The organism is Streptomyces sp. CA189 (assembly GCF_056428985.1).
Genome location: NZ_JBWJVM010000059.1, coordinates 44804 through 55526, shown reverse-complemented (window position 1 = coordinate 55526; position 10723 = coordinate 44804). Strand labels below are relative to the sequence as shown.

10 protein-coding genes are annotated in these 10723 nt (G+C 74.3%); 7 read left to right on the top strand and 3 right to left on the bottom strand.

All coding sequences use genetic code 11. From position 1 onward, the window contains the following. Positions 1-206: 206 nt before the first annotated feature. The gene (locus AC061S_RS32205) at positions 207-1160 is read right to left on the bottom strand and encodes a hypothetical protein (protein ID WP_478689412.1); all 954 of its coding nucleotides are present in this window, start codon (positions 1158-1160) and stop codon (positions 207-209) included. An 86-nt stretch (positions 1161-1246) separates the two neighbouring features. Between AC061S_RS32205 and AC061S_RS32200 the strand changes: the two genes are divergently transcribed. From AC061S_RS32200 to AC061S_RS32190, 3 genes are all read left to right on the top strand, one after another. Then, a complete protein-coding gene (locus AC061S_RS32200; protein WP_478689411.1) occupies positions 1247-3736 on the top strand; it encodes a helicase C-terminal domain-containing protein in 2490 nt (829 codons plus the stop codon). Between the two features lie 59 nt (positions 3737-3795). Further along, on the top strand, positions 3796-4410 hold the full coding sequence (locus tag AC061S_RS32195; protein WP_478689410.1) for a DUF4291 domain-containing protein: 615 nt from the start codon (positions 3796-3798) through the stop codon (positions 4408-4410). 313 nt (positions 4411-4723) lie between these two features. Continuing rightward, positions 4724-5992 (top strand): LAETG motif-containing sortase-dependent surface protein, encoded by a 1269-nt coding sequence (locus tag AC061S_RS32190; protein ID WP_478689409.1) that lies wholly within the window; start codon positions 4724-4726, stop codon positions 5990-5992. A gap of 229 nt (positions 5993-6221) precedes the next feature. Here the strand turns inward: AC061S_RS32190 and AC061S_RS32185 are convergent, their stop codons facing one another. Together AC061S_RS32185 and AC061S_RS32180 are read right to left on the bottom strand one after the other, a co-directional pair. Further along, complete coding sequence (locus AC061S_RS32185) at positions 6222-6719, bottom strand: N-acetyltransferase (RefSeq protein WP_478689408.1); 498 nt, start codon at positions 6717-6719, stop codon at positions 6222-6224. Between the two features lie 9 nt (positions 6720-6728). Continuing rightward, positions 6729-7328: a peroxiredoxin-like family protein gene (locus tag AC061S_RS32180; RefSeq protein ID WP_478689407.1), complete on the bottom strand. Its 600-nt coding sequence runs from the start codon at positions 7326-7328 to the stop codon at positions 6729-6731. Positions 7329-7413: 85 nt separating this feature from the next. On the opposite strand from AC061S_RS32180, the gene AC061S_RS32175 reads away from it, so the two are divergent. The 4 genes from AC061S_RS32175 to AC061S_RS32160 all read left to right on the top strand — a co-directional run bounded on the left by AC061S_RS32175 (position 7414) and on the right by AC061S_RS32160 (position 10681). After that, positions 7414-8022: a TetR/AcrR family transcriptional regulator gene (locus AC061S_RS32175; protein ID WP_478689406.1), complete on the top strand. Its 609-nt coding sequence runs from the start codon at positions 7414-7416 to the stop codon at positions 8020-8022. A gap of 7 nt (positions 8023-8029) precedes the next feature. After that, the gene (locus tag AC061S_RS32170) at positions 8030-8686 is read left to right on the top strand and encodes an HAD family hydrolase (protein ID WP_478689405.1); all 657 of its coding nucleotides are present in this window, start codon (positions 8030-8032) and stop codon (positions 8684-8686) included. Positions 8687-8761: 75 nt separating this feature from the next. Next, positions 8762-9781 (top strand): GlxA family transcriptional regulator, encoded by a 1020-nt coding sequence (locus AC061S_RS32165; protein WP_478689404.1) that lies wholly within the window; start codon positions 8762-8764, stop codon positions 9779-9781. Between the two features lie 144 nt (positions 9782-9925). Continuing rightward, positions 9926-10681 (top strand): MBL fold metallo-hydrolase, encoded by a 756-nt coding sequence (locus AC061S_RS32160; RefSeq protein ID WP_478689403.1) that lies wholly within the window; start codon positions 9926-9928, stop codon positions 10679-10681. Positions 10682-10723: the final 42 nt, after the last annotated feature.

Here is a 10723-nt window from a genome sequence, read left to right as displayed (position 1 = left end):
GATTTGTGGCGCAGCAACACCCCGAACCCTGTCGAAGCTGCGCACAGGGCGCCTAAATCATGCAGTCCAGGCCGACACCCCACCCCGCCCCCGGCACCGTCCCCCACCCGCAGCCAAGGCCCACGCCACCACAACCCAGCCCCGCCGGCGATTGAGGCGCAGGGGCCCGGGGACCGGTCCCCGGCAACGGCGCCGCACGGAGCGGGTCAGCGGCGGCGGGACCGCCAGAAGAGGTAGAGCGCCGAGGACACCGCCGCGGCCCGCGCCAGCCAAGGCAGCAGGTCCTGGAAGCTGCCGCTCAGCGCCTCGTCGGCCAGAGCCGCGCCCCACCTCCCGTTCAGCCGGCCCCACAGCCACACCACCGCCCCCGCGAAGACCACCCCGGGCAGCCCGAAGACCACCCACTTCCGCTCCGCAGGACCCAGCACCCGCGAGGCGTACGCGAGCAGCCAGCCAGCGGCGAGCAACAGCCAGTAACCGGAGACGGCCCCCGCCACCAGCGCCACCGCCGCGAGCATCAGGAAGGCGTGCGGCCTCTGCCTAGCCGCGGCCACCGGAGCCGCGGTGGCCGCCGCGGCTTCCGCCTTCGCCCGGCGCCGCCGCTCGCGCAGGAACCCCATGAGCGTGGGCCGCCCACCCGCCGCGGCCCCGGCGGGATCCCCCGGCTTCGGGTCCGATTCCGATTCCGACTCCGACTCCGGATCAGCGTCCGCGCCCGGCCGCTTCAGGAGTTCCGGGATCTCGATGCCCCCCGCGAAGCCCTCCACCGAAGACCCCGGCCCGACCGTCCACCAGTCGGGCTCCAGCCTCTCGCCCTCACCCAGTTCGTCGAGCCCCGCGAGATGCGGCGGCGCCGCCCCCCGCTGCACCGGCACCGCGGGTGCGGAGGGAGCCGAGGCAGCCGCGGGAGCAACATCGGCCGCCGCCGCGCCCGTCGTCGACACCGTGTCCAGGACCTCCTCCGGCGTGCCGATCCGCTCCAGGATGCGCCGTACCGCCGCCGGCGTCTCCGGTTCGTACTTGGCCCGCCGCCGGTCGATCTCGTCCCGCAGCCCCGCCACCAGCCGCATCCGGTCCCCCGACGACAGGTGCCTGCGCTGCGCCAAGTCCCCGACCCGGCTCAGATATTCGTAGACCAGATGGTCGCTCTCGATCCCCACGCCCCGGCTCCTCCCGTGCCACCTCCAGCGAAGGTAGCGCGTGCGCCCGTGGAGCGGCCGGGGGCGCAGCGGATACCGTTGGCCGGATGGGGACCGGCCGACTGACCGGCCGACGCGACCAGGAGGCGACGACCGTGCCTGACACGAGCACCGCGGGAAGCGCTCCGCGCTCCCTCGCCGAAGCGCTGCGCGCCCGCGACGACGAGGGGCTCGGCGCCCTGTTGCGCGCCCGGCCGGACCTGCTGAGCCCCGTCCCCGGAGACGTGACGCAGCTCGCCACGCGGGCCGGGACGCGGGCTTCGGTGGTGCGTGCGCTGGACCGGCTGGACCGGTTCGCCCTGCAGGCCGCCGAGGCCCTCGCGGTGGGCCCGGAGCCCTGCCCGTACGCCGTACTGGAGTCCCTGCTCAGCGGTGACACCGGCACCACCTCCGGCGAGGACAACGGGGCCCGCGCCGAACTCCCCCGGGCCCTGGCGACCCTGCGCGAGCAGGCCCTGGTCTGGGGCGACGACGAGCGGCTGCGCCTGGTGCGCACCGCCCGCGAGCTGCTCGCCCCCTCCGCCACGCGGCCCTCCCCCACCGGGCTCGGCCCGACCGTCGCCGAGGCCACCGCGGGCATGTCGCCGACCCGGATCCAGCAGATCGTGGCGGCCGTCGGGCTGCCCGCGACGCACGACCCGGTGTCGGCGGTGACCGCGCTGACGGCCCTGTTCACCGACCCGGTACGGATGTCGGCGCTGCTGGACGAGGCTCCGGCGGAGGCCCACCAGGTGCTGGGCCGGCTCGTGTGGGGCCCGCCCTACGGGGAAGTGACGCCCCATCCGACGCCCCCGGTGCGCTGGCTGCGCGACCGGGGCCTGCTGCTGCCGGCCTCGGCGCGCACGGTGCTGCTGCCGCGCGAGGTGGCGCTGTACCTGCGCGGCGGGCTCGCGCACCGGGTGACGCAGCCGCTGGCCCCGGAGGTTCCCGCGCACCGCGAGCACCGTCCACAGCTTGTGGACGCGAACGCGGCCGGCCAGGCACTGGCCGCGCTGTCGACGGTCGAGGAGCTGGTGAAGTCCTGGGAGCACGCCGGTCCGCCCGTGCTCCGGGCCGGCGGGCTCTCCGTACGCGACCTGAAGCGGGCCGCGGCCACCCTGGACACCGACGAGCCGTCGGCGGCGTTCTGGATCGAACTGTCCTACGCGGCGGGCCTGCTGGCCAGCGACGGCGAGGCCGACGAGCGCTACGCCCCTACCCCCGCCTTCGACGGCTGGCTCGAACTCCCGCCGGCCGAGCGCTGGTCGGTCCTGGCCGCGGCCTGGCTGACCGCCACCCGGACCCCGGGCCTGGTAGGCGAACAGGACGCGAAGGGCCGCACGCTGTCGGTGCTCGGCGCGGAACTGGACCGCTCCGCCGCCCCCGAGGTGCGCCGCCGCATCCTGAGCCTGCTCGCCGCCCTCCCCGAGGGCGGCTCCCCCGACCCGGCCGTGCTCCTCGCCCGCCTCGCGTGGGAGCGGCCGGTGCGCGGTACGAGCGAACTGCGCTCCCGCCTCGCCCGCTGGATGCTGACGGAGGCCGAGGTCCTCGGAGTCACCGGCCGGGGTGCGCTCGCCGCGCCGGGCCGGGCCCTGCTGGAGGGGCGCGACCCGGCCCCGCTGCTCGCGCCGCTGCTGCCCGAGCCGGTGGACCACGTACTGCTCCAGGCCGACCTGACGGCGGTGGCCCCGGGTCCGCTGCGGCGGGCGCTCGCCGAGGTGCTGGCCGTGCTGGCGGACGTGGAGTCCAAGGGCGGGGCCACCGTGTACCGGTTCACGCCCGGTTCGGTTCGCCGCGCCCTGGACGCCGGCCACACCGCCGTCGACCTGCAGTCCTTCCTCACCGAGCACAGCCGTACCCCGGTGCCGCAGCCGCTGTCGTACCTCATCGACGACGTGGCCCGGCGGCACGGACACCTCCGGGTCGGCGCGGCCTCCTCGTACGTGCGCTGCGACGACGACGGCATGCTGAACGAGATCCTCGCCGACAAGCGGTCCGCGGGCCTCGGGCTGCGCCGCCTCGCCCCGACCGTGCTGGCGGCGCAGGCCGAACCGGCCGCGCTGCTCGACGGGTTGCGGGCCATGGGCTACGCCCCGGCCGCGGAATCCCGTACGGGGGACGTCCTGCTCTCCCGCGCCGACGCCCACCGCACCCCCGCCCGCGCCCTGCCCGTACCGGTCCCCGACGGGCCGCCGGTCCCGAACGCGACGCTGCTCGGGGCAGCCGTACGCGCGATCCGCGCGGGCGACCTGGCGGCGACGGCGGTCCGCAAGGAGCCGGCGGGGCCGTCCGGGGCGAGCGGCTCCGGCGCCCCGGGTGAACTCCCGCGCACGAGCGCGGCGGAGACCCTGGCGACGGTGCAGGCAGCCGCGCTCACCGGGTCGGCGGTGTGGATCGGCTACGTCAACGCCGACGGGGCGGCCAGCCAGCGGGTCATCGCCCCGGTCCGGGTGGAGGGCGGCTTCGTCACCGGCTACGACCACACGGCGGACGAGGTACGGACCTTCGCGCTGCACCGGATCACGGGGGTCGCCGAACTGGCGGAGGACCAGGTCTAGTCGGTGGGGCGGGGGAAATCCCCTGGCCCGGACGGGGCGCGGGCCCACACCCTGGGGGCATGTCCGACGCAACCGCCGCACCCGCAGACCAGGTACCCCGCCATCAGATCCGCGCCTCGCACACCGCCGACACCCTCACCGTGTACCAGGCGTACCACCCGCGGATCGGGGTGCCGGCCGCCCGTGAGGGCCGTTTCCCGCCCGCCTGGAAGCGGGAGCGGATGACCTGGGTGAAGCCGTCGTTCCTGTGGATGATGTACCGCTGCGGCTGGGCCACCAAGGCCGACCAGGAGACGGTCCTCGCCGTCGAGATCACCCGCGCCGGCTTCGACCGGGCGCTGGCCGGCGCCTGCCTGTCGCACTACGTCCCCGGCGTGCACGCCGACCGCGCGGCGTGGACGCGGGCGCTGCGCACCGCCCCCGCCCGTGTGCAGTGGGACCCGGAGCGCGATCTGCACCTGAACCCGCTGCCGTACCGCTCGCTCCAACTGGGCCTGTCCGGAACGGCGTCGCGCGCCTACGCCGACGAGTGGACGGTCGCCATCCGCGATGTGACCCCGCTGGCCCGGGAGGTCCACGAGCTGCTCCGATCCGGCGAACCGGAGGCGGCGCGGGCCCTGCTCCCGGTGGAGACGCCCTATCCGGCGGGGCCGCTGGAGCACTTGGGCGCGTAGCAGCGAAACAGGTCACGAGCATTCCGCTATCTCCGCAGGTCAGGCGGTGGACAGAGCCCCTTTCGGCCTGTTGCACGGCGGTGACATTCCGACGACGGATTGGAGATGTGGTCTGTGTGAAGATCAGTTCATCGCAGCAACGACCGGGGGAAACGAAACCCGGCCGCCGGCGAGAACCAAGCACCACAGGACCGGCGTTCACCCGCCGGCCGCCTCGCCCGGCCCGCTCGACCTCTGCTCGACCTCTGCTCGACCTCTCGGCCTCTCGGCCGCTGCTGCCGTCTGATCTTGATGATTCCTGGGGGAGTCCACCATGTCCGCTCGCACCGCCGCCCTCCGCACCGCCTCCGCCGCCGTCGTCGCCGCCGCCATCGCCGGTACGGTCCTGATGCCGCTGTCGGCCTCCGCCACCGAGGGCAACTACAAGGCGCTGAAGACCACGATGAGCGCGCCGGTCCCGAGCGGCCCGCTGACCCGCGGCGGTGCGACGGAGACCTTCGACCTGACGGTGACGAACACGACGGACAAGGTCTCCTCCTACCACCCGTGGATGCTCCTCGACACGCCCGGCAGCACCATGACGCTCCAGCAGAGCGACGTGGTCTTCAAGGTCGAGCCGCTGAGTGCCCCCGCGACCACGTACAACATCGGCCAGCAGGACGGCGAGTGGCAGGGCCTGTTCCGCCCGGCCGCCGGGGACGGCAGTGAAGGCTTCTCCATCCCGGCCGGCGGGAAGATGAGCTGGAAGATCACGATGGGCCTCGGCAAGGGCTACCCGACCAACACCGGTGACTTCACGCTGCGCTCCTCGTCCTACGCGAACGAGATCGCCGACGGCGGCGAGTCCTCCCTGACCTTCAAGACCTCCCCGGCCGTCATCCCCTGGAAGCTGGACACCTCGTTCGCCAACGTGGGGCCCTGCGAGGGCAGCACGGCTCCCGACTGCCGGGAGATGGACCTGCGCTACCGGGTCAACGGCACGAACACCTTCGACTACGGCCTCGCCACCTTCATCGAGCTGAACGCACCCAACGCGATCACCCCGTACCAGGCGCGCGTCAAGGTCGACGGTGCATGGAAGGACCTGGGCCAGACCAGCAACTTCCACCTTCCCGTCATTCCGAAGGGCTTCGGCAACACCTCCGGCGAGCGCGTCGTCCGCCTTCAGATCGCCCTCGGCTCGAAGTCGCCGCAGAAGGCCGCCAAGGTCCTGGTGGGTGCCTCGGTCGGCTACGCCGAAGGCAACGGCCGCCCCTTCGCGGGCACCGAAGTGACGATCGACCTCGCCCCGAAGACCGCCACCACCCCGCCCACCTCCCCGGCGCCCACCTCGCCGGCCCCGACCTCCCCCGCGCCTACCACCCCGGCGCCCACCACCCCGGCCCCGACCGCCCCCGTGACCACCGCTCCGGCGGCCACGACGACCCCGGCCACGGGCAACTCCCCCAAGCCGACCGGCTCCCTCGCGCACACCGGCTCGGACTCCAACACCGCCCTGTACTCCGGCCTGGCCGCCGCGCTCATCGGCCTCGGCGGCGCGGCCGCCTGGTTCGCCCGCCGCCGGCGCACGGTCCGCGGCTAGTGCTGTGACCGGAAGGGTTCACCGTGTCACGGCGCCCGGCACGGCACCTCGCCGCGTTGTCGGACCACGACGGTACGTCCAGTACGAGTCGCGGTCCTCCGCCTTGCGATGCACCGCACCGGACACCGCGACCCGGCAAACCTTTCCGGCCACAGCACTAGTCACCCCGTACGACGACCCGAAGGGGCCCGGTCCACGCACCGCGTGGGCCGGGCCCCTCCGGCGTTGCTCACCTCGCCGCGTAGTCGATGCGCTCCGCGTCGAACGGCCAGGCCTCGGCGAGCCAGCGCGTGACGGCCTCGTACAGGGCCTTGTCGAGCGCGGCCCGGTCGCCTCGCACCCAGGAAGTGACGTGCACGCGCCCCGGTTCGTCCTTCGCGGGGTAGATGTAGAGGCACCCGATGACCTCGCCGCCCCCGTCCCCCTCCTCCTCGCCCCGCTCCGCCTCCAGGACGCTGTAGGTGAATCCCCGCCGTTCGGCGAAGTCCCGCGCGTGGCGCACCAGGTCGGCGAGGTTCGCCTCGGGGCTCATGCCCTCCAGCGGAGGCCAGTCCCCCAGGAACCCGGGCGTCGCGCGCACGTGCGCGATGCTCCCGCTCCAGGCGGCGAGGTCCCTCTCGTTGTGCTCGGGGCCGAGGGGCTCCAGCCGGAAGCCCTCCCCGACGAGCCGGACGGGCACGTCGAACTCCTCGGCCGGCGGCACGAAACCCTGCTGATCAGTTGTCATGCGGCGACCCTACGCAGCCCCGCCCCCGGCGCCCACGGGATATCGGTCCGCCGCCAGCCGGAGCAACTCGTCAACGGACCACTGGTCGTTGACGTGCTCTCCGTACCGTACGGCCAGCACCCTCCCGTCCGGCCCGATCAGCAGGTCGGCGGGCAGCCCGAGCCGCCCGCCCGGCTGCCGCGGGGAGGGGAGCCGCTCCCGGCCCCGCACCACCTCGACGGCCGACCGGGCGATCGCCCACACCACCGGGCCCCAGGCGCGCGGGTCCAGCAGGGAGCGCGGGGAGGACTCGACGCCGAACTCCCGGTACAGCCGCTTCTCCGGGTCGGCGATCACGGCGAAGGGGAAGTCGGCGGTGTGCCGCCGCAGTTCCTCCGCGGAGGAGTGGAAGAGCACGACTTCGCGGATCCCGGCGGCCTCGATCTCCGCGTGGCGCCGGACGACGGACCGCAGGTGGAGGTGGCAGACGGGGCAGCCGGCGAAGCGCCGGAACTGCAGATGGACGAGCCGCTCCGGGTCGGGCACGGAAACGGCCCCTCCCCCGACGGACGCGCCGGACGTGACGGACGTGAGCAGGCGTGCGGGCACCACGGAACCGGGTTCGAGCATGGGAAACCCTTCCCTCGACAGGCGTAGGCGTATGTCGTACGCCTACCTCCCCAGCGTAGGTGTATCCCGTACGCTGTCAACCGTCATGCCACGCCCCCGCTCGCACACCCCGGACCAACTGGCCGCCGCCGCCCTCGCCGTCATCGACCGCGACGGGCTCCCCGGCCTCTCCATGCGCGCCGTCGCCACCGAGCTCGGCATCAGCCCCATGGCCCTGTACCGCTACGTGCGCGACCGCGAGGAACTCGAAGCGCTCGTCGTCGCGCTCGTCCTCAGCGGTGTCGACACCACCCCGCCGCCCCCCGGGCCCTGGCCCGGACGGATCACGGTCCTGGCCTGCCGCCTGCGCGACACCATGAGCGCCCACCCGGCGACGCTGCCGCTCACCCTGACCCACCGGCACCGCTCGCCGGGCGGCCTGCGCTGGTCGGAAACGGTGCTCGGCGTCCTCACCGAGGCCGGCATCGAGGCCGAGGAGCGGGTGCTCGCGCTGCGCGCGCTCATCGCCTACGTGATCGGCGCCACCCAGCTGGAACACCTCGGGCCGCTGGCCGGACCCGGAACCACCGCCATCGCCGGCCTCCCCCCGCACGAGTTCCCGTACATGACGGCCACCGCCCGCGACGCCCGCTCGGTCACCCCGGACCGGGAGTTCGAGGGCGGTCTGAAGCTGCTCCTGCGCGGCCTGGCATGATCCGCCGGTGACCAACGCAGCCACCCCTCCCGTCCCGCCCGCCCGGTACGTCCTGTTCGACGTCGACGGCACACTCGTCGACGCCGTCGCCAACCAGCGCCGGGTCTGGGCGACCTGGGCCGCCCGCCACGGACTGGACCCGGACGCCGTGTACGCCGTGGCCCTGCGGACCCGCCCGATGGAGACCTTCGCGGCCGTCGCCCCGGACCAGGACCCGCAGGCGTGCCTGGCCGCGCTGCACGAGCTGGAGGACGAGGACGTCCGCTCCGGCGACTACGCCGCCTTCGACGGCGCCGCCGCGCTGCTGGCCGCCCTGCCCCCGGGGAGCTGGGGCCTGGTCACCTCGAACTACGAGCACCGGGTGCGCGGCCGCTTCGACCGCACCGGCCTGCCCGTGCCGCCGGTACTCGTGGACGCCGCCTCCGTCACCGAGGGCAAGCCCTCGCCGGTCCCGTACCTGCGGGGCGCGACCCTCCTCGGCGCCGACCCCGCCCACTGCCTGGTCATCGAGGACGCCCCCTCGGGCGTCCGGTCGGGCCTCGCGGCGGGCATGACGGTCTGGACGGTCAACACCCCCGGCCCCCACCCCGGAGCCCACCGCCACTTCCCCACCCTGCGCGCGGCCGCCCCCGAGATCCTCGCCTTCGCCGCCGGGCGGGCGTAACACCGCTCCCGGGGTGGCCGGATGTGACAGAACCTCGTCATTGCAGCCATCGCGGCCGGGCGAAATGATCTGCACATGCCCGCAGCCGCAGCCGCAGCCGCACCCACAGCCACAACCACAACCACACCGCACAGAGTCGTCATCGTGGCCTTCTCCGGTGTGGAACTGCTGGACGTCACCGGCCCGGCCGAGGTCTTCTCGGTCGCCACACGGGTCGCGGGCACGAACCACCCCGGCTATCTCGTCCAGATCGCCACGCCCGACGGCGGGCCGGTGGCCACCTCCAGCGGCGTCCGGCTGCTGGCGGACCTGGCCCTCGACGAGGTGCGGGGCCGGGTCGACACCCTGCTCGTGGCCGGCGCCGTCGATCTGGTCGGCGACGGGGTCGAGCCCGTCATCGACGGCGAGGTCACCGGCTGGCTGCGCGAAGCGGCGCCGACGGCGCGCCGGACCGGGTCGATCTGCGCGGGAGCGCACCTGCTGGCCGCGGCGGGCCTGCTGGACGGCCGGTCCGCCACGACCCACTGGCTCACCGCCGCACGGCTGGCGGCCGACCATCCCCGGGTCGCCGTCGATCCGGACCCGATCTTCATCCGGTCCGGGAGCGTGTGGACCTGCGCCGGTGTCACCTCGGGGCTGGACATGGCCCTGGCGATGGTCGCCGAGGACCACGGCCAGGCCCTTGCCCTGGCCACCGCGCGGATGATGGTCATGTACGTCAAACGCTCCGGCGGGCAGAGCCAGTTCAGCGTTCCGCTCTCCGCCCCGGCCACGTCGGGCGACCGGATCGACGAGCTGCGCGTGTGGATCGCCGACCACCTCACCGAGGACCTCACCGCAGAGGCCCTGGCCGCCCGACTGCACCTGAGCGTGCGCCACTTCTCCCGGCTGTTCCGGCTGCGCACCCACGGCACGGCCGCCGCCTACGTGGAGTCCGCCCGCCTCGAAGCCGCCCGCCGGCTGCTGGAGGAGAGCGACGGCAGCCTGCCGGACATCGCCGCGGCCAGCGGCCTCGGCTCGGTGGAGACCTTGCACCGCTCCTTCCAGCGCCGACTGGGGACCACTCCCGCCGAATACCGCCGCCGATTCCGCTAAGACCCGCCCCGGCCCCGGCACGTCCCCACCCACACCCGCACCCCCGCACCCCTGCACCCCTGCACCGACCATCCGCCGGCAGCCCGGCGGATCCCCGGCATGCCCGCACGGGCAGCAGCCGTCCGTCACCTCATGGAGGACGCCATGTCCCGCACGAAGGTCATCCCCATCCCCGTCATGGGCCGAACGGCCATCAACGCGTACCTGCTCCTGGGCCGCCGGCCCGTGATCGTCGACGCCGGGACACCCGGCAGCGGCCGGAAGATCTACGACCGGATCACCGAGCACGGAGTGGACCCCCGCGACGTTTCGCTGATCTTCATCACCCACGGGCACATCGACCACTTCGGCTCCGCCGCCGAACTGCACCGCCTCACCGGCGCGCCCGTCGCCGGCCACATCGCCGACCTCGGGCCGTACCGCTCCGGCCGGGTCCGCGAACCGTACCTGCCCACCGGCCCGATGGGCCGCGTCATGGACCGGAGCAAGGAGCTGCACGCCCAGGCCGAGCCCCTCGACCCCGATGTCCTGATCCGCGGCGAGACCCCCCTGGAGGACTTCGGGATCGCCGCCCGCATCATGCCCACCCCCGGACACACCGCCGGATCGATCTCGGTCCTCACCGACGAGGGGGACCTCGTCGCCGGCGATCTGGTGGCCAACTCCTTCATGGGCCTCATCCCGGGCAGGCCGGCCAATCCGCCGTTCCACGACGACCCGCGGCGCAACCTCGCCAGCCTCCGCGACATGCTCGCCCTCGACCCCACGCGACTCCACGTCGGCCACGGCTCCCCACTGGAACCCGACCGGGTGCGACGCTGGGCCGACCGGGAACACGACCGCCTGTCCCGACGCGGAGCGGCCGGCCGCCTCACCACCCGCGCCGAGGAAACGACCTGACCGCCGCGGCCCCCGCACCACCCGGGACCGTCCGAGCGCCAT

What these genes read in the sequence shown, in the direction of transcription:
- AC061S_RS32175 (WP_478689406.1), top strand. Translation starts at nt 7,414, where the DNA reads ATGCCACGCCCCCGCTCGCACACCCCGGACCAACTGGCCGCCGCCGCC.
- AC061S_RS32180 (WP_478689407.1), bottom strand. Translation starts at nt 7,328, where the DNA reads ATGCTCGAACCCGGTTCCGTGGTGCCCGCACGCCTGCTCACGTCCGTC.
- AC061S_RS32190 (WP_478689409.1), top strand. Translation starts at nt 4,724, where the DNA reads ATGTCCGCTCGCACCGCCGCCCTCCGCACCGCCTCCGCCGCCGTCGTC.
- AC061S_RS32195 (WP_478689410.1), top strand. Translation starts at nt 3,796, where the DNA reads ATGTCCGACGCAACCGCCGCACCCGCAGACCAGGTACCCCGCCATCAG.
- AC061S_RS32160 (WP_478689403.1), top strand. Translation starts at nt 9,926, where the DNA reads ATGTCCCGCACGAAGGTCATCCCCATCCCCGTCATGGGCCGAACGGCC.
- AC061S_RS32200 (WP_478689411.1), top strand. Translation starts at nt 1,247, where the DNA reads ATGGGGACCGGCCGACTGACCGGCCGACGCGACCAGGAGGCGACGACC.
- AC061S_RS32185 (WP_478689408.1), bottom strand. Translation starts at nt 6,719, where the DNA reads ATGACAACTGATCAGCAGGGTTTCGTGCCGCCGGCCGAGGAGTTCGAC.
- AC061S_RS32165 (WP_478689404.1), top strand. Translation starts at nt 8,762, where the DNA reads ATGCCCGCAGCCGCAGCCGCAGCCGCACCCACAGCCACAACCACAACC.